The following is a 26,834-nucleotide window of genomic DNA, read 5'->3' as shown; positions in this document are numbered from 1 at the left end:
TCTGTGCCCGGACTCTCCGGGCCGTTCGGAACAGCTGCGTCCGACGGTGTTCTGCGGTGCCTGAAAAAAGTGTATGTGATGCAGTTCATATAGCGTTGCTATAGGTGATAGGGTAGCGGTTATGAGTTTCGATGGCCAGTTGCCGCCCAAGATGAGGCTGCTGCGTGCGGCAGCCGAATTGCTGGCCAATTCCGCGGGGGCGCCCGTCTCCACACGTCAGATCACCCAGCTGGCGGGGGTGACTGCGCCAACCCTGTACCACCACTTCGGTGACAAGGAGGGCCTGTTTGACGCCGTCGTTTCCGCAGGATTTGAAGAATATGTGGCGGGTGAACGGGATTTCGCCCCGTCCGGGCAGCCGCTGGAAGACATCCGCCGAATGTGGGATAACCACGTGCAGTTCGGGCTGAACCAGCCGGAACTTTATCTGGTCATGTTCGGTAACATCCGCCCGGAAAGCCGCCCAGCCATCGTTGCCGATGCCGAGGCGCTGATGGAGGAGATGCTCAACAAAGCCGCTGCGGCCGGGCAGCTGAACGTCCAGCCGCGGGAAGCCGCCAGGAGCATCCTGGCGGCCAACGTGGGCGTCACGCTCATGCTGATCTCGGAACCGGCCACGGACCGGAACCTCGAACTGTCCGCCATGACCCGGGACGCCATGATCTTCGCGGTGTCCACGGACCAGGCAAGGAAAGCCGGGCCGGACGAATCCGGGAAGTCGTCAGTGGTGGTGGCTGCCATCGCCCTGAACGCGGCTTTGCAGGCATCGCACTCCGACCAGCTCTCCAGCTCGGAACTCAAGCTCTTTCTCGAATGGCTCCATCGGATCTCCACGGGTCCCAACAGTTAGTCGTTGAAAATATCGGACCATCCTGCGATGCAGCGGGAATCACGGTTAGGAAATCACATGGCAACAGAGACAGTTGCGAAACCCCGCACCAGCATGCGCGTAGGCGTCCAGAAGTTTGGGACGTTCCTGTCCGGCATGATCATGCCCAACATCGGCGCCTTCATCGCCTGGGGCCTCATTACCGCGCTCTTCATCGAGAAGGGCTGGATCCCGGTCCCGCAGCTTGGCGGCTTCGGCACCAATGCGGAGGGAGTAGCGAACACGGGCCTCGTGGGTCCCATGATCACCTACCTGCTGCCTCTCCTGATTGCCTATACCGGCGGCCGGATGGTTTATGACGTCCGGGGCGGCGTTGTTGGCGCCATTGGCACCATGGGCGTGATCATCGGTGCCGGCATTCCGATGTTCATCGGTGCCATGATCATGGGCCCCCTCGGCGGCTGGACCATGAAGAAGATCGACTCGATCTGGGAAGGCAAGATCCGGCCCGGCTTTGAGATGCTGGTGAACAACTTTTCAGCCGGCATTTGGGGAGCCCTGCTGGCCATGCTCGGCTTCTACGGCATCTCCCCGCTGGTCACCGCCTTCAGCACGGGCGCGGGCAACGTGGTCCAGTTCCTGGTCAACAACGGGCTGCTGCCCCTGACCAGCATCTTCATCGAACCTGCCAAGGTGCTGTTCCTCAACAACGCCATCAACCATGGCGTGCTGACCCCGCTGGGCATCCAGCAGTCGCTCGAGCAGGGCAAGTCCATCCTCTTCCTGCTTGAGGCCAACCCCGGACCGGGCATCGGTATCCTGCTCGCCTACATGTTCTTCGGCAAGGGCCTGGCCAAGGCATCGGCTCCCGGTGCCGCCATCATTCACTTCTTCGGCGGCATCCACGAGATCTACTTCCCCTACGTGCTGATGAAGCCCATCCTCATCCTCGCCGCGATCGGAGGCGGCATGACCGGGATCGCGACACTGGCCATCACCAACTCCGGCCTCGTGGCGCCGGCGGCGCCCGGGTCCATCATCGCTGTGATCGCCCAGACCTCCCGCGACAGCTATGTCGGAGTGATCCTCTCGGTCCTGCTCGCCGCCACCGTCTCCTTCCTGATCGCTTCGGTAATCCTGAGGGCCAGCAAGACTCCCGTCGGTGACACCGAGGAAGACAGCCTCAGTGCCGCCACCTCAAAGATGGAAGCCATGAAGGGCAAGAAGAGCTCCGTGTCCTCTGCTCTGACCGGCGCCGGTGCAGGCGGCGTTGCCGTGATGGCCGGCCCCATCAGGAACATCGTCTTCGCCTGCGACGCCGGCATGGGTTCCAGCGCCATGGGTGCCTCGGTGCTGCGCAACAAGATCAAGGATGCCGGCTTCCCGGACGTCAAGGTAACCAACGCCTCCATCGCCAACCTCAGCGACACCTACGACGTCGTGGTCACCCACCAGGACCTCACCGAACGCGCCAAACCCGTCACCTCCAGCGCCGTCCACGTCTCCGTGGACAACTTCATGAACAGCCCGCGTTATGAGGAGATCGTGGAACTGGTCCAGCGCAGCAACACGGCAGGAACTGCCGACGGCGGCGCAGCCGCTCCCGCCGCTGCGGCTCCTGCCGCTGCGGCTCCTGGTGAAACAGCCGCGGAGCCCGCCAAAGCCGCCGCCGCGCCGTCGGACATCCTGGTAGCCGAGAGCGTGGTCCTCAACGGATCCGCCACCACCCGTGACGCCGCCATCGACGAAGCGGGCCAGCTGCTGCTGGCACGGGGAGCCGTGGACAACGACTACATCCTCGCGATGCACGAGCGCGAGGAATCCGTGTCCACGTACATGGGCAGCTTCCTGGCCATCCCGCACGGCACCAACGCCGCCAAGGACCACATCATGAAGTCCGCCGTGTCCGTGATCCGGTACCCGGAAGGCATCGACTGGAACGGCAAGCAGGTCAAGTTTGTGGTGGGCGTGGCCGGCGTCAACAACGAGCACCTCCACATCCTGTCCTCGATCGCGAAGGTCTTCACGAACAAGGCGCAGGTGGCGCAGCTTGAGGCGGCAACATCTGTGGACGAGGTCCTGGAACTCTTCGGAAAGGTCAACGCATAGTGAAGGCAGTACATTTCGGAGCCGGAAACATCGGCCGGGGGTTTGTGGGGCTGCTGCTCCACCAGGCCGGGTATGAGGTGGTGTTCGCTGATGTTGCGGATGACCTGATCGCCCAGCTTGCCACTGCGGACAGCTACCAGGTGCACGAGGTGGGGGAGAACCCGGCCGTGAGCACCGTGGACAACTTCCGGGCGATCAACTCCAGCACGCATGAAGCGCAGCTGATCGAGGAGATCGCGACGGCGGACATCGTCACCACCGCCGTGGGGCCGCACATCCTGAAGTTCGTGGCCCCGGCAATCGCCAAGGGCATTACAGCCCGGGCCCCCGGCAAGGCACCGCTCCAGGTGATGGCCTGCGAGAACGCCATCAACGCCACGGACATCCTGCGCGAAGCGATCCTCGCGTCCTGGGACGACGCCGCCGGGCAGCTGGCGGACGCGGCGGTGTTCGCCAACACCGCCGTGGACAGGATCGTGCCCAACCAGGAACCAGGCCAGGGGCTGGATGTCACGGTGGAGACGTTCTACGAGTGGGTCATCGACCGCACGCCCTTCGGAGGCGCAGCCCCCGTCATCCCCGGCGCCACATTCGTGGACCAGCTCGGGCCCTACATCGAGCGCAAACTGTTCACGGTCAACACCGGCCACGCCTCCGCCGCGTATTTCGGCTTCGAGGCCGGGCTGGAGAAGATCTCCGAGGCCATGGCGGACCAGGACGTCGCGGCGGATGTGCGGGCCGTGCTCGACGAGACCAAGCAGCTGCTGGTGGCCAAGCACGGGTTCAGCCACGATGAGCAGGAAGCCTACGTGCAGAAGATCCTGGGCCGCTTCACCAACCCCCACCTGCCGGACACCGTGCACCGTGTGGGCCGGGCGCCGCTGCGCAAGCTCGGCCGGCACGAACGGTTCATTGGCCCTGCCGCTGAACTCGCCGAGCGGGGCATTGTGCCGGAAGCGCTGCTCGGAGCGATCGCCGCGGCCCTGCGGTTCAATGACCCGGCCGACGCCGAAGCGGTGGAGCTGGGGCAGATCCTGGCCTCCTCCGAGCCGGCCGACGCGACCGAACGGATCACGGGGCTCACGTCCGATCACCCGCTCTTCGCGGCCGTCTGCGGCTTGGTTGAGGAGCGCAAAGCGGAAGGCGTCACCGCCGCCGTCTAGGCGATACCCATCGCGCGGGGAACCCGGTTAGCTCCGGGGCCGCAGCCGCGTGGTGGGAAGCGCGGGGGCGGGGAGGGCAGCGGGTTCACCGGCGGGGAACGTGCCGAAGCGCAGCGTGCCACCCGTGCCCGGCGCGGCTGGCTTCTCCGCGCCGATCTCGGCCTGCCACTGCTCCCGGTAGCCGACGATTTCCTCGTGGCTGCGTCCCACGAAGTTCCACCACATGAGGATCTTTTCGCCCAGCGGCTCGCCTCCGATGAGGAGCAGGCGCACGGGATCGGTGCCGGCGGTGAGGGTCAGGGAGGACCGGCCCACCGGCAGGAACGCCAGATGGTCCGTGGCGAGCGGATGTCCGTCCAGGTGCAGGGAGCCCGCGTCCAGCAGCACGCCGTGCTCAAACATGGTCTCCGTTGCAAGCTCCAGCGTCGCCCCGGGTTCGAGCAGGATCTCGGCCCCGAGGAGCGGGCTGTGCGTCGCGACTGGCGACGTGCTGCCGGCCAGGGAGCCAAGGAAGACGCGCAAAGTCCAGCCCGCTCCTGCGAGGGGTTCCGGGCGGTAGTTCTCGAACGTGGGCTCCATGTGGCGGGCGCTGTCGGGGAGGGCCACCCAGAGCTGGGCGCCGTGCAGCACGTCTGTGTCCGGGGTGGAGTATTCGGAGTGGCTGATGCCCCGGCCTGCTGTCATCAGGTTGATCTCGCCGGGCCGAACCATGGCGTGGAACCCGGCGGAGTCCCGGTGCTCCACCTCGCCGGTGAAGAGCCAGCTGACCGTCTGCAGGCCGGTATGGGGGTGGCGGGGGACCTGCATTCCCCCGGTCGCACCGACATGGCCGGGACCGTAGTGGTCCAGGAAGCACCAGGCACCGATCAGGCTGCGCTGGCGCTGGGGCAGGGTGCGGCGCACGTCCATCGCCCGTGGACCGCCCAGCGGCACTGCGCGGGGCACGAGTATTTCGATATCCACGGCGGTGCCCGCCGCCTCGCAAAGCACTTCCCGGGGAACGGCTTCGGTGTTGCTCATGGGGTCAAGCCTAGCCCCGCTCCGCCCGAACCCGAACGGCAGTTGGAAACACCTGCACGGTGCCCGCGCAGGCGGCCGTATTGGCAGGCCGCCTGTCCGCATCAGCCGCAGATGACAGAAGGCGCCAACATTCCTTGGGAACGTTGGCGCCTCCACATGTCCGGGGGGCTAAGAGCCGATCAGACCTTAACGGACCCCTTTGGAACAAACAGGGTTTCAGCCTGTTCCAGCGACATGCCGTTCGTCTCCGGCACCTTGTACATGACGAAGAAGAATGATGCTGCGGCGAAGAGCGCGTACATGGCGTACGTCAGCGGCAGCGAACCGGCGGCCATCACGGGGAAGCTCAGCGTGATGGCGAAGTTGGCGATCCACTGGGCGGCGGCGGCCAGGCCCAGGGCGCGGGCACGGATCCGGGACGGGAAGATCTCACCGAGCAGCACCCAGACGAGCGGGCCCCAGGACGCGCCGAAGCTGATGACGAATACGTTCGCGGCAACGAGGGCAACGGGGCCCCACGCGCCGGGCAGCGAAATCTCTGACCCGGTGCCCCGCGCGGAGGCGAAGGCCACGGCCATGGAGCCCAGGGAGACGGCCATGCCGATGGACCCGGCCAGCAGGATGGGCCGGCGCCCGATCCGGTCGACGAGGGCGATGGCCACGAGCGTGACCAGGATGTTGGTGATGGAGGTGGCCACGGAGATGGTGAGCGAGTCCTTCTCCTGGAAGCCGACGGCCTTCCACAGCGTGGTGGAGTAGTAGAAAATCACGTTGATGCCCACGAATTGCTGCAGCACGGACAGCGTGATGCCGATCCAGACGACGGCCTGGAGGCCGAAGGTCTTGCCGCGCAGGGAACCCTTCTTGCCGGCGAGCTGGTCCTCCTCGATGGCCTCGCGGATTTCGCGGAGGTGGCGGTCGGTGTCCTCGCTGGGTGCAATGGAGTCAAAGACCTTGCGTGCGTCGGCCTCCTTGCCCTGAATGACGAGGAACCGGGGGGATTCGGGCAGGGTGTAGGAGATCCAGCCGTAGACCACGGCGGGCAGGGCGGCGCCCAGGAACATCCATCGCCAGGCCTCGATGCCGAGCCAGAACGGCTGGTCGGCTCCGCCGGCGGAGGTGGCGAAGAGCGCGTCGGACAGCAGGGCGGCGAAGATACCGGTGGTGATGGCGAGCTGCTGCAGCGAGGCGAGGCGGCCGCGGACGTGCCTGGGGGAGATCTCGGAGATGTAGGCCGGGGCGATCACCGAGGCCAGGCCAATGCCGAGGCCGCCGACGAGGCGCCAGAAGATGAGGTCCCAGACGCTGAAGGCGAAGCCGGTGCCGACCGCGCTGACCAGGAACAGCAGGGCGCCCAGCTTCATGGCGGGGATGCGGCCGTAACGGTCGGCCACCTTGCCGGCCATGTACGCGCCGGCGGCGCATCCGAGCAGGGCGACCGCCACGGCAAAGCCGGTCACGGCTTCACTCAGCGCGAATTCGTCCTTCATGGCGTCGACGGCGCCGTTGACCACTGAGGAGTCAAAGCCGAAGAGGAAGCCTCCAACGGCGCCGGCAAGCGCCAGCCAAATGACCCGTTTCGGGATCTTGGCGGTAGGTTGCTCGGTGGCGGTGGACATGGTTCTCCCTTGGCTTTTGGGGGGTGGTTTCTGCGGTGCGGACGTCGTCGGCTGCGGTACCGGCCAGAGGGCCGGCGCACACGCGCCTAACAGTGTGGCACGTCACGGCGCGCTGTTCCACTTCGGGACAGAAGACGACGACGGCGGGCGTCCCGCCGTCGTCGTTCTTCGCGTCTTGCTTTCCCGGGTGGTCAGCGGGCAGCCACCGGCTCCTTGGCGGCAGCGGCCTTCGGGTCCGTGAGCTTCTTGTTCGGGAGGGCGAAGCTGATCAGGAATGCAATGCCGGTGAGGACCGCGGCGATGAGCATCACCGCGTCGATGGAGTGCGCGAAGCCCTCGGTGATGGGCCGGGTCAGCACGGGGTTGGCCGAGTGGAGCCAGCTGGTGTCGTTGAGGGAGTCGTTGGTGGCGCCGTTCTCGAAGAACTCGTACAGCTTGGCGTTCGCGGGATCGGCGGCCACGGCGGGGTCGTTGAGAACCTTGAGGAACTCGGCGTTCTGCATGGCGTCCTTCATGCCCGTGCCGATTTTGTCCGCAGCGAGGCTGAACAGCATGGAGATGAACACGGCAGTTCCCACGGCGCCGCCCATGGAGCGGAAGAATGCGGCGGAGGAGGTGCCCACGCCCATGTCCTTCGGCGGGACGGAGACCTGCATGGCGAGCGTGAGCGGCTGCATGCAGAAGCCCAGGCCCAGGCCGAAGAACACCGCGATCAGGCCCGGGACCCAAAGCTCGGTGTCAGCGCCCAGAGAGAGTCCCATGACGACGGCGGCCGCGGTGAGGACGGCGGTGCCCGTGATCGGGAAGATCCGGTAGGTTCCCGATGCCGAGATGGTCCGTCCGGCGGTGATGGAGCCGGAGAGGATGCCCACCGTGAAGGTGATCATCATCAGCCCGGCCTCGGTGGGGGTGAGGCCCTTGACCAGCTGGAGGTACATGGGGAGCATGGCGATGGCGCCGAACATGCCGATGCCGATGATGAAGTTCAGCAGCGAGGACAGGCCGAACGTGAGGTTGCGGAAGAGCCGGAGCGGAATCAGCGCGTAGTCCCCGGCGCGCTTCTCGGCCGCCAGGAACGCCACGATGCCGATGACGCCCAGGCCGATGCACAGCAGGGAAGGTGCCGAGGTCCAGCCCCAGCTGCGGCCCTGTTCGGCCACCAGGAGCAGCGGAACAATGGCCAGGGTGATGGCCGCGGCGCCCCAGTAGTCGATTTTCTGCTTCACGTGCTTGGCGGGCAGGTGCAGGTACAGGAAGACCACAACGAGTGCCGCCAGGCCGATCGGCAGGTTGATGAAGAATACCCAGCGCCAGCCGTCGAAGCCCAGGATGTTGGCGGAACCTGCGAAGGCACCGCCCACCACGGGGCCAAGGACTGAGGAGATGCCGAAGACGGACATGAAGTAGCCCTGGAACTTGGACCGGTCCTTGAGCGAAACGATGTCGCCGATGATGGTCAGCGCGAGGGCCAGCAGGCCGCCGGCGCCCATGCCCTGGATGCCGCGGGCGATGGCCAGCTCTGTCATGGACTGCACGGAGCCGGCGTAGAGGGAGCCTGCGAGGAAGATCACGATCGCGGCCAGGTAGAGCGGGCGGCGGCCGAAGATATCGCTTAATTTCCCGTACAGAGGGGTGGTGACAGTGGAGGTGATGAGGTAGGCGGTGGTGGCCCAGGCCTGCAGCGACAGGCCGTCGAGGTCGTTGGCGATGGTGTAGATGGACGTTGAGACGATGGTCTGGTCCAGCGACGAGAGAAACATGCCGAGCATGAGCCCCACCATGACGGTGGTGGTTTGCCGCTTGGTCAGGACCTCTCCGGGTGCGGGTCCGGCGGTAGTTTTGGACATGGGTGCTCCAAGGGAAGAAAAGGGGTTCGCAATTGATAGTTGCTTTCAGTAACTATATTACTTTCCGCTTTGTTCCCGCAGGGCACAATTATTTATCGCTCGACTATCTAACGCTCAACGAGGATGCCATCCGGATCGCACCAGATCGTGGCGCCGGGCCGGATGGTCACGCCGTCGATGAGCAGGTCAACGTCGGTCTCCCCGGCGCCCGCCTTGGCACTCTTGCGCGGGTTGCTTCCCAGGGCCTTGACGCCGAGCGGCAGATCCGCGATCGCCTCGCGGTCGCGGATGGCCCCGTGAATGACGACGCCGGCCCACCCGTTTGCCACGGCGCTCGCCGCGATCATGTCCCCCATCAGGGCGGTCCGCAGGGAGCCGTTGCCATCCACTACGAGCACGGCGCCGTTGCCGGGCGAGCCAAGGGTGGACTTGACGAGTGCGTTGTCCTCAAGGCACCGGATGGTCCGGACTGGGCCGCTGAAATGGGAGTGGCCGCCCAGGGACTGGAACTGCAGGGCAATGGAGGCCAGCTCCTCGCCCCGTTCGTCGTAGAGGTCAGCCGTGCTGACGGCTGCCGCCTGGCGGGCCGTCGCATCGTTGGCAGGGGAAGCGCTCATTGGTTCTCCTTGGGGCTATGTCTGGCAACCATTGCTTAATTATCCGCAAGGCCTCCACGTCTTGCCGCCTGGCGCGTAGCACCGCGGGCCCGTGTAGCCAGGGTACGGGTCGGTCACCGGCGCCGGTGCTGGAACGACCGGCGGAACGTATACGGGCGGTGCGGGTGGAACATAGACCGGAGGGAGGTTTCTGATTCTTTCACTCTCTGCGGCCGCTGCTGCCGCAGCAGCCCTGGCCTTTGCCGCTGCCGCCGCGTCAGCCGCCACCTTCGCCGCTGCCTCAGCCTCCGCCCGTGCCTTCGCTGCCGCTGCAGCATCCGCGACGGTCTTCTTTTTGCCCTGAATGGCTGACTGCCGTGCCTTTGCCGCGGAGGCTGACGTGTCCAGCCGTGAGACGAGAGCGGCCAGCGCGGCCGGGCGGTAAGCGGCCCAATGGATCTTGCTCTTGGCCGCCGATGCTGTCTTGAGCGCCGCGATGCTTGCGAGGGCGGTCACAAGGGCAGCATTGGATGTATCGAGTGCCGAATTGGAGTCGGAGAGCGGAAGCGCGACGATCGTCTCCACCGCCGAGACGACATTCTCAACCTGTTGCGCCGGCAGGCAGGCGATCTCAAACGAGTTCAGTCCAGCGGCCTGCATTCGCGCCTCTTCGAAGGCCTTCTCGACCGCTGGATAGAACTTGCGGTTGGGCTCAACGAGAATGGGAATGCCCATGCCGCGGCGTGCGACCTCCGCATTGATCAAGGTGCCGGACGAGCTGAACACGCCGGCCAAGGTACGTCCGTATTTGTCCGTCGGCTCTACGTCGAGCTCCAGGCGGACCACCGACCCGACGGGAAGGAGCTGCTCGAGCGCCGTCGTCGCTTCAGGACCAAGACATTCAACGGGACCGTTGGGATCCTTGGTTTCCGGGGTGTCCACATTCAGCAGCCGGACGGTTTTTTCTCCAGTGCTGGTCAATGCTACGAACGTATCTCCGTCGATGACGCGGATGACAGTCGCGTCAGTGGAGGATGCGTCTGGACCGGACGCTGAGGAAGCCTGGTCAGACTTGTTAGTGGTGCAGGCCGTGAGCGCCAAGACGGCGGCGACCGCCACAGCGGCGCATTTGAGGAGGACGCGATGGCCAGGAGTTTCTTGCGACAAGGTGCTTTCCCCCATGGAATAAGTGATGCGTGACTCTGCAGAGGTACCCCAGTGGCAAGAGGCGCGCAGGCAAGGCATTCTATCGCCGCAATGAACACTGTTCCAGCCGTCCTGGAGATAGTCTGATTTCACACGATCAATACCGATCCAGGGGGAGCCTGCCATGAGTCTGTCCGACATTCCAGGTGCAGTTCCCGACCCCGCGTTAGTGGGCTCGCGGCAGGCCACTGCGCTCGCCGAGCCGACCGTCCGGGTCAGGCCGGTGTGGACCACCGGTGTGGTCCTGGTCAACCTCGGCATCAACGCGGCGTTCTTCGGTCCCATCCAGGTTCTGCTGGGCCAGCAGGCCGAGCACTTCGACCCCGGCCAGAAGGAAGCGATCCTGGCACTGGTGACGGGCGCCGGCGCGGCGGTGTCGCTCGTGGCCAACCCCCTCTTCGGCGCATTCAGCGACCGGACCACGTCCCGCTTCGGTCGGCGCGTCCCATGGGTGCTTGCGGGCGCAATCCTCGGGGCCGCTGCGCTGATTGGCTTAGCCGGGGCGCCCAATGTGGCCGTCATGACGCTGCTGTGGTGCTTGGTTCAGGCCGGCTGCAACGGTGCCTACGCGGCCATCACCGCCGCCGTTCCCGACCGGGTGCCCGTGCCGCAGCGCGCCACCGTGGGAGGCCTGGCCGCGATGGGCCAGACGGTGGGCGTCCTGCTCGGTGCGGTGATTGCCGCCGTCGTCAGCGGGAATTTCGCGCTGGGCTACGTGGTGTGCGCCGCAGCCCTGGTGGCGGGCGTCGTCATGTACCTGTTCAAGAGCGACGACGCGCCGCTCCCCGCGGCAGCGAGGCCCGCGCTGAACTGGCGCGCCTTCCTGCTCAGCTTCATCCGGCCGCTGCGCCACTCCGACTTCGCATGGGCGTGGATCACGCGGCTGCTCGTGAACATCGGCAACCACATGGTCACGCTGTACCTGCTGTTCTTCCTCGCGGACGCTGTGCGCCTGAAGGAAACCACAGGACTCGAGCCGGCGTTCGGCGTGCTGGTGCTGACCGCGCTGTACGCCGTGTTCGTCATCATCACGAGCGTGATCGGCGGCCGGCTCAGCGACCGCATGGGCAAGCGCAAGCCCCTGGTCATCGCCTCCTCCGCCATCATCGCGTCCGCGTCGCTGATCCTCGCCTTTGCTCCCACCTGGATCGGGGGCATTGTGGGTGCCAGCGTCCTGGGCATCGGGTTCGGCGCCTACCTCGCGGTGGACTTCGCCCTGATCACCCAGGTCCTTCCCAGCGCCGGCGACCGCGGAAAGGACCTGGGCGTCATCAACATTGCCAACTCCCTGCCGCAGGTCATCGCGCCGGTCCTCGCCTGGCCCTTCGTTGCGTTCTGGGGCGGATACGTTTCGCTCTATGTCGCCGCCGCGGTGATCGGCCTGCTGGGCTCCGTGTTCGTGGTGAAGATCAAGGGCGTGGACTGAGTACCGCTGCCTGGCCTGCTTTCCGCCAGGCGGAGGCCGGCCTGCTTCCCGGCCAGGGGCGGGCGGCCGGAAACGGTGCCGTATAGTTGGGGGCGAATTGCGGGCAGGATCGGGATGGGGACTCTCCTGGCTGCCAGGAATCTCAACCTCCGGACTGATGATGCTTGAATTTAATCCAGATCTTCCGCCCATGGCCGCTCCTCCTTCCCTGCCCCGGCAGCAGGCCCGGTATGCCCGCATCCTGGACGTCGCAGCGGGCTTCGCGCGCAAGGGAATCAAGTCCGTGACGCTGCCCGAGGTTGCCGCCAAGGCCGATGTCCCCCTCAGCACCCTGTACCGCTACTTCCCGTCGGCGACGCACCTCATGCTTGCGCTCTACCGGCATCAGCTGAGCGAGCTCAAGGTGGGCAGCTGGCCCGGCGCCGGGACGATGCGCGTCCACGCCCTGTCCGGCGTGGTGATGGAGATTTTCCACATGCGCGTGATGCAGCCGGCCGTGGAGCATTGCCTCAGCAAGGGCGTGTACGTCAAAGACCGGGACACCACCACGCTGCTTCGTGAAATCGACACCCTGTCCGAGCGGGCCGTGACCTCTGCCAGCGGCGACACCGGCATCTCGCGGGTGCTGCTGCTGACCGTTACCGGTCTAGTCCAGTCGGTCCGCTGCCGCCGACTGTCGCTCTTCGAGGCAGAGGAAGACCTGAAGAACGCCTGCGCACTGCTGGTTCCGCGCCCACGCTCCATGCGCCACACTGCGTAACCGGTCTAGACCACTGGCCTCGAAATGGGGTCATATCGGGTGAATTTGGGCACAAGATCCGTTTTAAGTCCGCCCGCGGGCCTCATCTGGCAAAGAGCGGCGTCCCCCACTGTTTACCATTGCAGGACCGGAGTGGCTAGCAACCCGCACCCCGCGGGCTTCCGGACAGGCCCCGCCACCTTGTGGACCCGTCATGAAGCGCGCACCTGACCATCTTGAGCCTCCCACGCTTGAGCCATACTGTGCCGTGCGCCCACGGCTAGCCAAGGAGACAACGAAGTGTCCACTGAAACGATTGCCCCCATCGACAACACCGCGGCCGAGGCGCTGACGGAGCAGGAAATCTTTGCCTCCCACGAGGGTGGCAAGCTTTCCATCACCAGCACGGTCCCGCTCGACAACAAGCGCGACCTTTCCATCGCCTACACGCCCGGCGTCGCCCAGGTGAGCCGCGCCATCCACGCCAATCCGGAACTGGCCAAGACCCACACCTGGGCCCAGCGCCTGGTTGCCGTGGTCAGTGACGGCACCGCCGTTCTGGGCCTCGGCAACATCGGCGCCAGCGCATCCCTTCCGGTCATGGAGGGCAAGTCCGCCCTCTTCAAGGCATTCGGTGAGCTGGACTCCATTCCCTTGGTCCTGAACACCACCGACGTGGACGAGATCGTGGAAACGCTGGTCCGGCTCCGTCCCAGCTTCGGCGCCGTCAACCTTGAAGACGTCTCCGCCCCGCGCTGCTTCGAGCTCGAAGAAAAACTCATTGAAGCACTCGACTGCCCCGTGATGCACGATGACCAGCACGGCACCGCCGTCGTGGTCCTCGCCGCGCTGACGGGAGCCGCCAAGGTCACCGGCCGCGAGCTCGAAGGCCTGCGCGTCGTGGTTTCCGGCGCCGGAGCCGCAGGCATCGCCGTCGCGGAAATCCTCCTCACGGCCGGCGTCAAGGATGTGGTGCTGCTGGACTCCCGCGGCGCCATCAGCGCCGAGCGCGCCGACATCGCCGCCGATCCCACCAGCAAGAAGGCCGAGATGGCGCAGCGCAGCAACCCGCGCGGCATCACCGGCGGTCCCGGCGAGGCTCTCCTCGGCGCAGACGTCTTCGTCGGTGTTTCGTCCTCCAAGCTGGACGAGGAGCACCTGAAGCTGATGAACCAGAGCTCCATCGTGTTCGCGCTGTCCAACCCGGACCCGGAAGTCCTGCCCGACGTTGCCGCCCGCTACGCCGCCGTCGTCGCCACCGGACGCAGCGATTTCCCCAACCAGATCAACAACGTCCTGGCCTTCCCCGGAATCTTCCGCGGAGCGCTCGATGCCGGCGCCCGCCGCATCACCCCGGCCATGAAGCTTGCCGCAGCCCGCGCCATTGCTGAACTGGCTGAGGAGAACCTGTCCGCCGACTACATCGTGCCCAGCCCCCTGGACCCGCGCGTGGCACCGGCCGTGACGGCCGCCGTCGCCGCTGCGGCAGCGGAAGACGCCGTCTGAACCGACGGATCTGACTGAGGATCACGACGGCGGTGCCGCCCCCTTGCCGGGCGGCACCGCCGTCGTCGTTCTTTAAGGGAGAGGGGACCTCACGGCAGCGGTGAGGCCGCCCGCTGCCGGACCCCAGACTGCCGTGCCCCAGACTGCCGGATCCTAGACTGGGGGCATGAACGCCCAGACTGTCGTGACCATCCTGTGCGGCCTGGCCATCGTGGTGGGCGTGGCCGGCACCGTTATCCCCGTGCTGCCCGGCGGCTTCCTGATTGGACTGGGCCTGCTGGCCTGGGCCATCTGGGGAGGCGAAGGGGCCATCGGATGGGTCGTATTCGGCATCGGCATGATTTTCGTGCTGGCGGGGATGGCAGCGAGTGCCGTGCTGGCCGGGCGAAAGCTCAAACAGCACAAAATTCCCAACCGGAGTGTCGCCGCGGGCATCGTACTGGGGATCGCCGGCATGTTCCTCATCCCCGTGGTGGGCCTCTTCGTGGGTTTCGCCGCCGGGCTGCTGCTCAGCGAGGTCCACCGGACGCGGAACTTCGGCACGGCCCTGACAACCAGCTGGGCCGCCCTCAAAGCCACCGGACTGGGCATCCTCGTGGAGTTCGGCCTCGCCTGCCTTGCCGCCAGCACCTGGGTGATCGGCGTGTGGGTTGGCGCGGCTTCGGGCTAGATTCGTGCGGCTACTAGCATGGAAGAATGAGCGCCGGGCAGATTCCAGGACCGATCTACCGTGACACCCGTGACCTCACTCCTTTTGGCGCCGGACTGATCCGGACGCCTGTACGGGAAATCGCCGAGGGCGTCGGCGGCCTGATCCATGGGGTGCTGGGCGGCCGTGATGCCGCCCTGATCGGCGTGGATGGCAGCGTCCCCAGGCTGAAGCTCCTACCCGGCAAAACCGCCAAGGCGGTCTACGACGCCATCTTCAACAACACCGACCCGAACCGGCTGATCGCCGTGGGCCGGGAGCACCCCGGCTGGGCGGGCCTGTGCTACGTCATGGCCGGCCTGCTCGCGCACAAGCAGGGCGGGTACCTGCGCGCGGTGGAGCTGCTGCAGCGCGGCCTCAGCATCAGGAACGACGACGAAGCGAACCAGTTTGCGGCCAGCTACCTCACCCGCGTGGTCACCCGGGTGGAGGTCGCCGAGCGCATCGAGGTTCCGGTGCTGTTCAGTGAGGAGTCGGTGTTCCTCGCACTGTCGCAGTCCCTGCGCGAGACGGGCCAGACTGAAGCCGCCCTTGAAGCGCTGACCATGCTTCCGCCGTCGCTGCCAACCGCCCTGGCGAGGTGCGCGCTGGCCTACACCCTCGGGCGCGACCAGGAGGTGGTTGTCTGGACCGAAGGCTTGCTCAACGCCGACGACCTCTCCGCGGCCCTGCTGCTGCTCCGGGGGCGGTCCCTCCGCCGCCTCGGCGCCCATGAGCACGCGCAACGGGCGCTGAAGGAAGTCCTGCGGCGGCGGAAAACCAATCTGGCGCTGCGCAACGACGCCATCACGGACCGCGCCCTGCTCGTGCTGGACAACGGCCGGAAATCCCTGAACCCACGGGACTGGCGGCGGCGGCGCGCCGAGCTCGAAACCTTCGAGGTCATCCGCAAGGACGTGGAGGCGCGCAGGCTTTGGGAACAGGAGTGGAAGGAGCTGGACGGCGACTGACGGCGCCGTTTCACCCTGCGCCCCTCTTGTGGGTACGCGGGCCCGGGGGTACAACGGACAAATGACTGACGCAATCAGGCAATGGATGGAAAAGTACATCGCAGCGTGGGAAACGAATGCGCCGGACGATATCCGGGCGCTTTTCACCGAGGACGCCGTCTACGCAACCCGCCCGTACGACCCGGATGCCTGGCGCGGCCGTGAGCAGATCGTGGACCGGTGGATCGCCTCCGCCGACGAACCCGAGGACTGGAGGTTCGAGTGGTCAGTGCTCGGATCCGACGGCGACCTCGCCTTCGTCCAGGGACGCACCACCTACCTGGACGACCGGCCCAGCTACGAAAACCTCTGGGTCATCCGGCTCGCACCGGACGGGCGGGCGACCGCCTTCACCGAGTGGTTCATGGAGCGCAAGACGTGAGGCTGCTTGCCGTTAGGCGGGCCCCGCGAGGAGGGGCGCCAACTGCTCGAAGAGGAGCGCGGCACCGAGGCACACCATGATGATGCCGCTCGCCAGTGTCACCCGGCGGGCGGCGCCCGGCCGGGACTGGAGCAGCCTCCGGGACAGCAGGGCCACGGCGGTATAGACGACAGCGGCCAGCAGCACGAACGTCAGGCCAAGCAGCCCCGACTGCACCGGCACGGGCAGCGGTGCCTCGGCACTGACGAACTGGGGCACGAGGGCAATGAAGAACAGCAGGCCTTTGGGGTTGATGCCGCTGGTCCCCATCCCCTGGAAGAACGACCGGAACTGGTTACGGCCGGAATTATCCGCTGCACCCGCGACGGTGAAGCTCGCACTCCGCCAGGACCGGATGGTTGCGCTTCCCAGCCACAGCAGGTAGCCGGCCCCGGCGACCGTGATCCAGCCGAGGAGCCCCGGAAGGGCCGCCAGCAGGGCTGCCAACCCGGCCACCATGAGCACCGTGTGCAGCACATAACCGCTGCACAGGCCCGCCACCGCAGGTACGAAGCTGCGGCGTCCGAGCCCTGCCGCAATGGTGTAGGCCCAGTCCACACCGGGGGTGCAGGCCAAGGCGGCGGCGACCACCACGAAGGCCAGGAAAAGCTCAGGATTCATGGCGGGGCTCCTCGTTGACGGGCAATGCGAAAAGCCTAGGAAATTTACCGCCATAAGTGTTCCCTGATTTCGCGCAGACTCCCGCCACGAGGGTAAGATCTTTGCGTGATCGACCACATCGACAGAAATATTTTGCGCCACCTCAAAGAGGACGGCCGGATGACCGCCACGGCGCTCGCTGCAAAGGTGGGACTGACCGTGGCGCCGTGCCACCGCCGGCTCCGGGACCTGGAGGCCTCGGGGGTGATCCGCGGATACAAGGCGGACATTGACCCGTCCGCCGTCGGGCTGGGATTCGAAGCCATCGTCTTCGTGACACTGCGGCAGGTGGACCAGCCCACCATGGAGATCTTCGAGAACCGGGTTGCCGACAACCCCAACATCGTGGAGGCGCAGCGGCTGTTCGGCTCGCCGGACTACCTGCTCAAGGTGATAGCGGAAGACCTGCCTTCCTACCAGCGGTTCTACGACAGTGAACTGACGGTGCTGCCCGGCGTCGAGCGGCTCACGTCAACGCTGGTGATGAAGAACCTCAAGTCCAACGCCGGTCCGCCGGTATAGGTTAAACGCGGCAGGCCGCGGAAGGGGATCTTCCGCGGCCTGCCGTTGTGGTGCTTATTGGGCGACCGGTTTAGCGGGGGTTCAGGATGGACGCCTGGAAGCCGCCCTGCCTGTTGCCTGCGTATAGCCACAGCTGGCCGTCCGGCGCCGTCGCGATGAGGCCAGGGCTGACGGTCCCTGCGAACCGGCCCACGTTTGCTATGGACTTGTACATGTTCCAGGCGCTGCCCAGCTGCTTCCTCGGAAGGAAACCGCCTCCGCCGTTACCCGGATACAGCCATAGCGTACCGGCCGGGGTGCGGGCCATGATGTCGTTCCTGCCGTCTCCGGTGAAGTCGTCGGCGCTGACAATTTGGTCGAAGGCGTTCCATCCGTATCCCATAGCCTTGGGGGGCTGCAGGCCGCCCACACCGTTGCCGGGGTAGAGCCAGAGCCGCCCGTCGGGTGACTGGGCAAAGAGGTCGCTTTTTCCATCGCCGGTGAAATCCCCCGGAGACAGGAAGCGGCTGAAACCGGCCAAGATCGTGCTCAGGAGCTTTCTCGGCAGCATCTTGCCCTTCCCGTCGGTGGGGTAGACCCAGAGCACGCCGGCCGCATCCCGCGCTATCAGGTCCAGTCCGCCGGTTCCGTCGAAGTTACCGGCGCTGAAGATCTGGTCATAGGTCTGCCATCCGGAGTTGAGCTGCCGGGCGGTCTGGAAACCGCCGGAGCCGTTGCCGGGGTGAAGCCACAGCGTTCCCTGCGATGTGAGCGCCAAAATGTCCGCGCGGCCGTCGCCCGTGGCGTCGCCGGCCTCCCAGACCTGGCGGTACTCGTCCCAGTCCGTGCCGGGAACCGTGACCCGGGTGGCGAAGCGGCCGGTCTCGTTTCCGGGGTAGAGTGCGGCGGGGCCTGTTGCGGTGGTGACCAGCAGGTCCCTTTGCCCGTCCCCGGTGAAGTCGTGTCCGCCGATGAGGTCCTTGAACGAACCCCAGCCGCCCCCCAGGCTGGTGGCTGCGAGGAATCCGCCGGCCCCGTTTGCCGGGTAGAAGAAGAGCGATCCGGTCTGGCTGCGCGCGAACAGCCCGCCGCCGGTGCCACTGAACCCGCTGCCCGGAGCGACGGCGTTGAAGGTGCCCCATCCGGCGCCCACCTTGCTGGGGAGCAGGAGGCCGTCCTTGCCGTTGCCGGGGTACACCCAGAGTGTTCCATCGAATTTGATGCCCGCCAGATCCGCCTTGCCGTCGCCGGTCACGTCGCCGGGAGTGACGAGGCGCTGGAAAATCTGCCAGCCGCCCCCGATGCGGATGCGGGGAAGGAAGCCGCCCTTGCCGTTGCCCGGGTAGAGCCAGAATTCGCCCGCCGACGTGCGGCCGAAGATGTCCGGGAATCCGTCCCCCGTGAAGTCGACGTCGCCCACCACTGTGTTGAAGATGTTCCAGCCGCCAGCGAACCGGACGGGTGCCCCGAGCTTGTTTCCGGCCTGGCCGGCGAGCAGCATGAGGGAACCGTCGGACTCGCGGGAGAGCACGTCCGCCCGCCCGTCGCCGTTGAAGTCGCCGGCGGAGAACTGGATCTTTGCCCGCAGGGCGGGGTCGGCGTTGATGGTCACGGCGGCGTAGTCGGCAGTGACGGTATTGATCGTCACCGTGGTTCCGGCGTGCGTGGTGAACGTGCGTCCGGCCTGCCAGGCATGGTTCGCGCTGTAGTAGCCGCTGAAGGGAATGGTGGAGGGCATGAGCGTCAGGGATGAGACTGGAGTCGCCCCGCCGGGCTGCACGATCTTCACGCCCCGGTTGCCGGCGTAGTCACTGCTCAAGTAGCTGTCGTAGCCCACCGGCTGCCGCAGCTCGAGGTAATAAGTCTCACGGCTGACGGGGTCGGTGAACTTGAGTGCCCGGTTCGCGAGTGTGCCGCCCCACGGCCGCAGCGTGTAGCTCTTGATGCCTGTCGCAATCCCGAGGTCGCGGACCTCATCGCCCCGGCCGAGTCCGCGGGAGTCCCAGAAGGGGGAACTGACCACGGGCATGCTGTACCGGGACGCACCCATCAGGTCGGTGGTGTCGCCGTATTCACGGATGTAGCAGCTGGAGTCCTTGAACTGGCCGGTGCTGGTGGTCGCCACGTCGCTGGCGCCGCTGCCGCATTGCAGGGCGTCCGCGTGCATGGCGCCCAGCACGTGGCCGAACTCGTGGGTGAGAACGCTCTTGGTGAAGGTGGTGTTGATCTGCGGCATCAGGACGCGGCCGCTGTTGCCGTTGCTGCTGAAGCCGGCCCCCAGCGCACCGTAGGAGAGGGTGGCGGTGGGAACGAAGACCACGAGCGCGGTGTTGGTGCCGTAGGTCCATTTCAGCTCGGATGTGATCTTGTTGATCATGTCGTAGTAGGACATCGAGGACGTGGCCGCCGACTGGTGCCCCGCGACCCGGCTCGTGACGGTCATCGAGATGCGCCCGTTGGACATCGCCTTCCAGTAGTTGCTGGTGGCTACGATCGCCTGGTCCGCCGCCGTCATGGAGACGGCGTTCTTGTTGTCGGCGAGTTTGGCTGTCACGAGCTTCACCGTCATCGGCGCGGAAGCAAGGACCCCGGCTTCTGTCTGGAGGGCCGTTCCGGTCGGCGGAGTGTCCATGGGGACGCCCGGCGCTGATTCGTACATGTGCTCCCCGTGCGGGGTGCCGGGCACGAGTTGCGTCTCCGGAGCATCGTGGGCGTGATCAGCAGTCTGATGGGTTGGAGCTGCGAACGTGGGGCCCGCCGGCAGGGAGACCAATCCGGCGGCGAAGACCAGCAGCCCGGTCGCTGCGGCGATTGAACGGGAAAATGAGCGCATGGAGTTCCTTAGTGAGACCGAACCCTAAGCTGAGACCTTGGGATGGAGGCGCACCGGCTGCCGGGGACGGATTCCGGCGGCAGGTGCTGAATCAGGCTACAGTCGGCGCCGCAGGACCGCCGTCAGAATATCCGCAGTTTTAGCCAATGATTTGCGCAGGTCCGGCGTGGCGCGTGAGGCACGCCGTCAGCCGCCGAGCAGCCCGGTGGTCCGATAGGGAATGACCTCCCGAAGGAACATGCTCGTGGATGTCCGGACGATGCCCGGGCACAGCCGAATCTCCTCCGACACCCGGTAGAGATCGTCCGGGCTGGTGGCCACCACGCGGATCAGCAGATCGGTGTCACCGGCCGGTGCATGGCACTCCAGCACTTCCGGGATGTTCCGGAGGGCGGCGATGGCCTCGTTGAGGTGGCTCTGGTCCAGCTCGGCGCTGACTGCCGCCGCCACGCCACGGCCCAGTGCGGCAGGAAGCACACGGCTGCTGTTCGGGCGGAGCGCCCCTGACTCGGTCATCCGTTCCAGCCGCGAGTGGACGGTGCCGCGCGCCAGGCCGAGCCGCTGGGCGAGCACCATGATGGGGACCCGGGGGTCGTCGTCGAGCGCCGCGAGGATCCTCCGGTCGGTGGCATCCAGCTGCTGCAATCTGATCACTCCCTGTCGGTTTGACGTACAGCCAGTGATCAGTCTGACCACATTCAGCGCCGCCCTTTGCGCCTACTGTAGGACTTCTGCTCAAATAGTGGCAACAAGGGCGCGGCTACCGCCAAACTCCGCAGGCTCACAGGCCTACCGGCACACCACCCGGTTCCTGGACGACGCTTCCCGCAAGGAAGCCGCCGCTGATTGACACTTGTTCACGCATCGTCATTCCGCAAGCAGTGCCGCACTTCCGCAGCCAGGAACCGGTACGGCAAGAGCCCCTGAGCCACCGAGCCCCGCGTACGCCGGGACAGCGCGGTAGCTGAGGGGCTCTTGTGCTGCTCGGCATAGGCTGGACGACATGACTAGTGCCGGCCGCTTCGCCCCCAGCCCGTCGGGTGAACTTCATGTGGGCAATTTGCGGACGGCGATGCTCGCGTGGCTGTTTGCGCGGTCCACCGGCCGGCGTTTCCTGCTGCGCGTCGAAGACCTGGACCGTGCCCGCGCCGGGGCGGAGGAACAGCAGCTCCGCGACCTGGCCGCCGTCGGCGTTTCCTGGGACGGTGACGTCGTGCGGCAAACCGACAGGGAGCCGCTGTACAAGGCTGCGATCGGCCGGCTGGCCGCCGCAGGGCTGACTTACGAGTGTTTCTGCACGCGCAGGGAAATCCAGGAAGCGCCGTCCGCGCCGCATGCACCCCAGGGCGCATATCCGGGAACCTGCCGGAGGCTCTCGACGGCGGAAGTGGAGTTCAGGCGCTCGGTCCGGCCCGCTGCCGTCCGCCTGCGCTCCTCCGCTACGGAGTGGACGGTGGAGGATGCCATGCACGGCACCTTCACCGGAGTGGTGGATGACTTCGTACTCCGCCGCAACGACGGTGTGACGGCGTACAACCTGGCCGTGGTGGTGGATGATGCCGAACAGGGCATAGACCAGGTGGTGAGGGGTGATGACCTGCTCCCATCCACGCCCCGGCAGGCATACCTCGCCTCCCTCCTTAATATGCCTGTTCCGGAATATGCCCATGTTCCACTCGTGGTGAACGCCGACGGCGCACGGCTGGCCAAGCGGGACGGGGCCGTCACGCTGCGCGATCTCGCCGCCGTCGGCATGCCGGCAGATGCTGTCCGGCGGATGATCCTGGACTCGCTGGATTTGCCGGCAGATTCCCTGGAGGCAGCACTCCGTGCGTTCGATCCTGCGGCCCTCCCGCGCGTGCCGTGGGTCTGGCCGGGCGTGTAGTTGGAGGCGGTCGGTACGCTGAGGGTATGCCAGAACAAGGATTGCCGGAAGCACGATTCACCGTAGAGACCGCCAAGGTCCTTGCAGAAGTGGCGCACAACCGTCAGAAGGACAAGCTCAAACGCCCGTACCGCGAGCACGTGCTGGCCGTGGGGGATGCGCTGGAGGACTTCGACGACGACATCCGGATCGCCGGGTACCTCCACGACATCGCGGAGGACACTCCCATGACCAGGCAGGCGCTGCTCGACATGGGCGTCTCCGAACGGGCCGTGCGGATCATCGAGCGCGTCACGAAGCGGCTGCACGACGACCCCGACGACTATCAGGCCGGCATCCGTTTCATCGCCGAGGACCATGACGCCACTCTCGTGAAGATCGCCGACAACGCGCACAACTCCCTCCCGGAGCGCGTGCAGGCCTTGGCAGAGAAGTGGCCGGACAAGCCGCCGGTCACCCGGTATGCCGATGCCCGGCCGGTGCTGTACGCAGCCGTTCCCGAGGAAGAAGTCCGGAAGATCCTGCAGCGGATCAACCCGTGGCTGCTGGGAGAGCTGGACGGGACGCCGGCAAACTAAGGAATTTGTCAGCGCCGCGTCATCCCCGGGCCGCCGGCGTCCGGAAGCGCAGGCCCGCCCTCCACAGCAGGCCGATATAGGCAAGGTCGAAGATGCTGCAGAGGGCACCCACTCCAAGGATCAGCGGTGAGTTCCCGTACCAGCCGAAAACGATGGTGGGCGCGAGCGTGCCTATCCACTTCGCCACCGCAATCAGCAGGGACTGTCCCCGCGTGCCGGCCCGGGTCACGAACATGGCGATGAACAGCCCGGACATCAGCAGGTTCTGCAGGAAGGCAGCATATTTGGCGGCGTCGTCCCAGCCGAACTCCACGACGAAGAGCCCCTGCACCGCGAAGGCAGCTATGCCCAGCAGGACGCCCCAGCCGACAAAGAGTTTCTGCGTGACCCACGCCGGGAGTTCGGACCTGCCGAACCGGAAAAAGGTGTACAGGACCAGGACATCAGCCAGGGCCCACGCGATGTTGAAGACGCCCTGCGCGGAAAGCCCCGTAACGGCGGACCGTGAGGCGTAGATGACCTCCCAGGCAAAGTTCAGCGCCAGGGCCGCTGCCGGAATGGCGTAACTCCGGTCCCTGAATCCGATCCGTATGGCCTCGATGTACACCACGGTCCAGGCCAGCCCGCTCACAACAGTCAGGAACAGGATCACGGGTTCCTCCTTCCTGCCGCCGTTTCGACGGTTCCGTGCCCACTCGACGTCAGCCGGCGTCTAGCCAGCAGGGAACCGTCGAAATGGCGGGCAGCTACACACGGCCCAGGGCGTCGATGTCCTCGAGGAACTGTTCGTGGACTTCCTTGCTCACCGTGGTCCGGGTGTCGGCGATGGCGTCGAGGTAGTCCTCCGTGGCGGGACCCTTCCGCACGGCCTCGCGGACGGAAACGGTGCCCCCTGAGGCCAGCCCGCCGTCGTCGTACACTGCTTTTTCCAGGGCCCGCTGGGAGGCGCTGCGCGCCGCGAACTCGATGTCCGCGGGGGAGAAGCCCTCGGTGCGGTCCACGAGCAGTTCGACGTCGACGTCGTCCACCACCGCGGCGGGGATGAAGCGCTGCCACATGGCTTCGCGGGCCTGGCGGTCGGGCAGCCCAATGGGAATGACGTAGTCGAAGCGGCCGTGGCGCAGGAAGGCCGAGTCCAGGGCCCGGATGAAGTTGGTGGCGCAGACCAGCAGGCGGCCGGGCTGTTCGCGGAAGGCCGGGATGATCTTGAGGAGTTCGTTGGTGACGCCCTGCAGCGGGGACGGCGGCTCGCCCGAGCGCTGGGAGGCGATCTCCTCCACCTCGTCGATGAACACCACAGCGTGCTCAAGCTCGGCGATTTCCAGGAACGTCTCGCGCAGCGCACCGGCGAGGCCCTTGGGATCGGAGGCCAGCCGGGAGGGGAACACCTCCACGAACGGCCACTCCAGGCGGGAAGCAATAGCCTTGGCGAAGGTGGTCTTGCCCGTTCCCGGCGGACCGAACAGCACGACGGCGCGCGGCGGCACCACGCCGAATTCGTCGGCGAGGTCGGCCTCGGCCAGCGGGAGGACCAGCCGGCGCTCCAGCAGCTCCTTCTCGCGGCGCATTCCGGCCACGTTCTCCCACAGGTCGCGGGCGAGGACACGGCCGCCGAGGAGGCCGAGCGGCTCAAGCTCCTGTCGCTGGACGGGAATGGTCCGCTCGAAGTAGCGCAGGTTCTTCTTCAGCAGGAAGCCCTGGCTCAGGAAGGCCTCCACGCGGGTTTCGGATTCCGGCATGAGCGCGGAGAGCTTGTTCAGCCCGTGCGGGGCCATCCGGTTTTCGACGGCGGCAAGCAGGGACGTGCCGATCCCGCGGCCGCGGTATTCGGGGAGGGTGGCCAGGAAGACGATCCAGCCCTGGTCATGGGCGGCCCGGCCGACGGCGGCACCGACCACCAGGTCGCCCTGCACCGCCACCACTGCATGGTCCTTTTCGCACGACGCCAGCACTTCGGAGAGCGCGTAAACGGGCTCAACATTCGTGGCTTTGAGGGACTCCCACAGATGCAGGATGCCGTCCAGGTCCGCCGTGTGAAAGTCCCTGATCCGCCAGTTGGTCATGAGATTGCTCCTGTGTGGGTTCGTCGTTGAGCCTGGGCTCAGGTGCTCTGCTGAGCATAGGTGATCGCGCCCGCGCATGGGACTGCGGAGCGTTGTTTACGCCCGGGAAAGGACCGGATCTACGGCTGGGACGGGTCCTGGCCCGTGGCGTCCTTCCGGAGATGGTGCGTGCGGTGGCTGCCGTCCGTGTGGACCACCAGGACCGGGCAGTCAGCGTGTGAAACGCAGGCCGAGCTCACGGATCCCAGGTGCATGCCGAGGAACCCGCCATGGCCGCGGCGCCCCACCACCAGCATCGCCGCACCGGCTCCGGCGTCCACGAGTTTGGCAGCTGCCGGCCCGCGGACCAGCTCCTGGCTCAGTCCCTCCGGCGCATCGTGCCCAGCCGGCCCGAAGGCTTTGGCTATGGTCTCGGCCAGGATCTTCGCGGCGGACTCCTCAAACGCCGCAAAGTCCGGGGGAATGTAGCCGGCGTACATCTGGGGGAAGTCCCAGCAGGCGACAACGTGGATCCGGGAGTCCAGGGCCGGCGCCAGCCGGGCCGCGAGCCGGAGCGCCTGCACCGACGATTCCGAACCGTCGACGCCGACGACCACTTTTCCTTCTGTGTCCATCGTGTTCTCCTTGAAACGAGGATTCTCCTGCGCCCTAGCCGGACGGCCCCTGCACCGGCACCTGCACCTGCACGCCGGCGCGGGCGGCCTCGCGGAATCGGGCATCGATCTGCACCACATCCCGGCCGGCCCGCTGCAGGAGGCTGGCGGCCACCCCCGCACGGTATCCCGAGGCGCAGTGCACCCAGATCCGGCCCTCCGGGAGCTCGCCGAGCCGGCCCAGCAGTTCGTGCAGCGGCACGTTCACCGCACCTGCCACGTGGGACTCGGCGAACTCATTGGCCCGCCGCACATCGAGGACGGTGTCGCCGTCCGGCTTGTCAACGACGACGGCGGCCCAGTCGACCCGCGGATAGGAGGCCAGCGGGGCGTTCGGAGCCAGCGCCGCAGGCTCTGTTCCGACGGCGGCATCCGGCCGGTCGATGCCGATCCGGGAGAGGTCCCGGACGGCGTGCTGCAGGTCGTCCCGGCTGCCCACCAGCGTCAGTTTCTCGCCCCAGGGGATGACCCAGCCCAGGTAGGAGCTGAACATGGATCCTGAGCCGTATTCGAAGCACACGGAGCCCTTCAGGTGATTGCTGGCGAAGGCCATGCGGCGTCGGAGGTCCACCACCCATTCGCCGTTGGCCAGCCGGCGGGTCAGCTCGTCGGCATCCGGCGGCTCCGGCAGGCCCAGGTCTGCGGGCGGCGGGCCGGTGAGGTTTATCGGAGCCATGTGCGCGTAATAGGAGGGGTAGGCCGCAAGATTGTCCAGGAGCTCGGCGACGAAGTGCTCGGGATCAGGATCAGTGAGTGCGTGGTTCGTGGTGAGCTGCTCGCCGATGGTCGATGATCTGGCGGAAGTGGACGGCCCCACCGAGCAGAACGATCCGAAGCCGTGGGTGGGATACAGCGCTGCCGCGGGACCCGCCTCATCGGCCAGTCTGCGGACCGAGGCGTACTGGTTCCTCGTCAGTTCGTCGGTGTCTGCCGGACCGAGCAGATCGGTCCGCCCCACTGAGCCGTACAGCAGGCTGCCGCCCGAGAATACGGCCTGCTCCCCGTCCTCCGAACTGACGATGTAGGACAGGTGGGTGTGCGTGTGCCCGGGGGTGCTGACGGCTCGCAGTGACAGCCGGCCAATCGGCACTGTCTGGCCGTCCGCGATGGGTTCCCGCTCGAAACCGACCGCGTCCGCAGCGTTGACCAGGTAGGTGGCACCGTGGGCTCGGGCAAGGGTCAGGCCGCCGGTGAGGTAGTCATTGTGGATGTGGGTTTCGGCGACGTGCGTGATGCGCACTCCGGCGGCGCGGGCGGCTTCCTCGATGCGGTCTGTGTCGCGCTGGGCGTCAATCACCAGGGCCACGTGGCCGTCGTGGACCAGGTAGCTGCGGTCCCCGAGCTGCGGGGTCTCGATAACAACAACGTCCATAAACCGGTCCTTTCCCGCGACGCTCCCGCAGTTCTGCTCCACTTTGCCGGCCTGCACGGAGGCACCGGCCCTGATTCGCGGGGCCGGTGCCTCTCTGGGCGGCCGAAAGC

The 26,834-nt window shown here is 66.5% G+C and carries 24 protein-coding genes; 12 read left to right on the top strand and 12 right to left on the bottom strand.

The features are described from left to right. Positions 1-121 precede the first annotated feature (121 nt). From AC6CH3_RS17500 to AC6CH3_RS17490, 3 genes are read left to right on the top strand one after another with little or no spacing between them, the layout of a single operon-like run. Entirely contained in the window at positions 122-850 is a 729-nt protein-coding gene (locus AC6CH3_RS17500; protein ID WP_400580706.1) for a TetR/AcrR family transcriptional regulator, read from the top strand. Between the two features lie 57 nt (positions 851-907). Continuing rightward, positions 908-2,938 carry a PTS mannitol transporter subunit IICBA gene (locus AC6CH3_RS17495; RefSeq protein WP_498133616.1) on the top strand — a complete coding sequence of 677 codons (2,031 nt, stop codon included), beginning with the start codon at positions 908-910 and terminating at the stop codon, positions 2,936-2,938. Next, the gene (locus AC6CH3_RS17490; RefSeq protein ID WP_498133615.1) at positions 2,938-4,101 is read left to right on the top strand and encodes a mannitol-1-phosphate 5-dehydrogenase; all 1,164 of its coding nucleotides are present in this window, start codon (positions 2,938-2,940) and stop codon (positions 4,099-4,101) included. Before AC6CH3_RS17495 ends, AC6CH3_RS17490 begins: the two co-directional genes overlap by 1 nt. 27 nt (positions 4,102-4,128) lie before the next feature. Here AC6CH3_RS17490 and AC6CH3_RS17485 read toward each other — a convergent pair whose 3' ends face one another. From AC6CH3_RS17485 to AC6CH3_RS17465, 5 genes are all read right to left on the bottom strand, one after another. Beyond that, positions 4,129-5,121, bottom strand: coding sequence for a pirin family protein (locus AC6CH3_RS17485; RefSeq protein ID WP_498133614.1), 993 nt, complete (start codon positions 5,119-5,121; stop codon positions 4,129-4,131). A 179-nt stretch (positions 5,122-5,300) separates the two neighbouring features. After that, entirely contained in the window at positions 5,301-6,740 is a 1,440-nt protein-coding gene (locus AC6CH3_RS17480; RefSeq protein ID WP_498133613.1) for a sugar porter family MFS transporter, read from the bottom strand. 191 nt (positions 6,741-6,931) lie between these two features. Beyond that, positions 6,932-8,587 (bottom strand): MDR family MFS transporter, encoded by a 1,656-nt coding sequence (locus AC6CH3_RS17475; protein WP_498133612.1) that lies wholly within the window; start codon positions 8,585-8,587, stop codon positions 6,932-6,934. 107 nt (positions 8,588-8,694) lie between these two features. Further along, positions 8,695-9,204: a ribonuclease E activity regulator RraA gene (gene rraA / locus AC6CH3_RS17470; RefSeq protein WP_498133611.1), complete on the bottom strand. Its 510-nt coding sequence runs from the start codon at positions 9,202-9,204 to the stop codon at positions 8,695-8,697. Positions 9,205-9,243: 39 nt separating this feature from the next. Then, on the bottom strand, positions 9,244-10,350 hold the full coding sequence (locus AC6CH3_RS17465) for a thermonuclease family protein (protein WP_498133610.1): 1,107 nt from the start codon (positions 10,348-10,350) through the stop codon (positions 9,244-9,246). 163 nt (positions 10,351-10,513) lie between these two features. Between AC6CH3_RS17465 and AC6CH3_RS17460 the strand changes: the two genes are divergently transcribed. The 6 genes from AC6CH3_RS17460 (at position 10,514) to AC6CH3_RS17435 (ending at position 16,140) form a co-directional block, all read left to right on the top strand. Further along, positions 10,514-11,815, top strand: coding sequence for an MFS transporter (locus tag AC6CH3_RS17460; RefSeq protein ID WP_498133609.1), 1,302 nt, complete (start codon positions 10,514-10,516; stop codon positions 11,813-11,815). Between the two features lie 160 nt (positions 11,816-11,975). After that, entirely contained in the window at positions 11,976-12,575 is a 600-nt protein-coding gene (locus AC6CH3_RS17455; RefSeq protein ID WP_498133648.1) for a TetR/AcrR family transcriptional regulator, read from the top strand. A gap of 279 nt (positions 12,576-12,854) precedes the next feature. After that, complete coding sequence (locus AC6CH3_RS17450; protein ID WP_498133608.1) at positions 12,855-14,060, top strand: NAD(P)-dependent malic enzyme; 1,206 nt, start codon at positions 12,855-12,857, stop codon at positions 14,058-14,060. 166 nt (positions 14,061-14,226) lie between these two features. Further along, positions 14,227-14,730 carry a DUF456 domain-containing protein gene (locus AC6CH3_RS17445; RefSeq protein WP_498133607.1) on the top strand — a complete coding sequence of 168 codons (504 nt, stop codon included), beginning with the start codon at positions 14,227-14,229 and terminating at the stop codon, positions 14,728-14,730. 26 nt (positions 14,731-14,756) lie between these two features. Continuing rightward, positions 14,757-15,719 (top strand): hypothetical protein, encoded by a 963-nt coding sequence (locus AC6CH3_RS17440; protein WP_498133606.1) that lies wholly within the window; start codon positions 14,757-14,759, stop codon positions 15,717-15,719. Positions 15,720-15,780: 61 nt separating this feature from the next. Then, positions 15,781-16,140 (top strand): nuclear transport factor 2 family protein, encoded by a 360-nt coding sequence (locus AC6CH3_RS17435; RefSeq protein ID WP_498133605.1) that lies wholly within the window; start codon positions 15,781-15,783, stop codon positions 16,138-16,140. A gap of 12 nt (positions 16,141-16,152) precedes the next feature. Here the strand turns inward: AC6CH3_RS17435 and AC6CH3_RS17430 are convergent, their stop codons facing one another. Further along, complete coding sequence (locus tag AC6CH3_RS17430; protein WP_498133604.1) at positions 16,153-16,800, bottom strand: LysE family translocator; 648 nt, start codon at positions 16,798-16,800, stop codon at positions 16,153-16,155. Positions 16,801-16,905: 105 nt separating this feature from the next. Here AC6CH3_RS17430 and AC6CH3_RS17425 point away from each other — a divergent pair, with 105 nt between their 5' ends. Beyond that, positions 16,906-17,361: an Lrp/AsnC family transcriptional regulator gene (locus AC6CH3_RS17425; protein WP_400580720.1), complete on the top strand. Its 456-nt coding sequence runs from the start codon at positions 16,906-16,908 to the stop codon at positions 17,359-17,361. 70 nt (positions 17,362-17,431) lie between these two features. On the opposite strand, the gene AC6CH3_RS17420 is transcribed toward AC6CH3_RS17425, so the two are convergent. After that, positions 17,432-20,173 carry an FG-GAP-like repeat-containing protein gene (locus tag AC6CH3_RS17420; protein ID WP_498133603.1) on the bottom strand — a complete coding sequence of 914 codons (2,742 nt, stop codon included), beginning with the start codon at positions 20,171-20,173 and terminating at the stop codon, positions 17,432-17,434. A gap of 186 nt (positions 20,174-20,359) precedes the next feature. Beyond that, entirely contained in the window at positions 20,360-20,818 is a 459-nt protein-coding gene (locus tag AC6CH3_RS17415; protein ID WP_498133647.1) for an Lrp/AsnC family transcriptional regulator, read from the bottom strand. A 358-nt stretch (positions 20,819-21,176) separates the two neighbouring features. Here AC6CH3_RS17415 and gluQRS point away from each other — a divergent pair, with 358 nt between their 5' ends. Continuing rightward, complete coding sequence (gene gluQRS / locus AC6CH3_RS17410) at positions 21,177-22,058, top strand: tRNA glutamyl-Q(34) synthetase GluQRS (RefSeq protein ID WP_498133602.1); 882 nt, start codon at positions 21,177-21,179, stop codon at positions 22,056-22,058. 26 nt (positions 22,059-22,084) lie between these two features. After that, positions 22,085-22,636: an HD domain-containing protein gene (locus tag AC6CH3_RS17405; protein WP_498133601.1), complete on the top strand. Its 552-nt coding sequence runs from the start codon at positions 22,085-22,087 to the stop codon at positions 22,634-22,636. Between the two features lie 19 nt (positions 22,637-22,655). Here AC6CH3_RS17405 and AC6CH3_RS17400 read toward each other — a convergent pair whose 3' ends face one another. The 4 genes from AC6CH3_RS17400 to AC6CH3_RS17385 form a co-directional block, all read right to left on the bottom strand. After that, on the bottom strand, positions 22,656-23,288 hold the full coding sequence (locus tag AC6CH3_RS17400; RefSeq protein ID WP_498133600.1) for a transmembrane-type terpene cyclase: 633 nt from the start codon (positions 23,286-23,288) through the stop codon (positions 22,656-22,658). Between the two features lie 94 nt (positions 23,289-23,382). Then, positions 23,383-24,699 carry an ATP-binding protein gene (locus AC6CH3_RS17395; protein WP_498133599.1) on the bottom strand — a complete coding sequence of 439 codons (1,317 nt, stop codon included), beginning with the start codon at positions 24,697-24,699 and terminating at the stop codon, positions 23,383-23,385. A gap of 119 nt (positions 24,700-24,818) precedes the next feature. Further along, positions 24,819-25,313, bottom strand: coding sequence for a universal stress protein (locus AC6CH3_RS17390; RefSeq protein ID WP_498133598.1), 495 nt, complete (start codon positions 25,311-25,313; stop codon positions 24,819-24,821). Positions 25,314-25,347: 34 nt separating this feature from the next. After that, positions 25,348-26,724: an MBL fold metallo-hydrolase gene (locus AC6CH3_RS17385; protein WP_498133597.1), complete on the bottom strand. Its 1,377-nt coding sequence runs from the start codon at positions 26,722-26,724 to the stop codon at positions 25,348-25,350. Positions 26,725-26,834: the final 110 nt, after the last annotated feature.

The sequence above is a fragment of the Arthrobacter sp. GQ119 genome, assembly GCF_059759125.1.
This window is presented reverse-complemented; position numbering and strand designations above follow the sequence as displayed.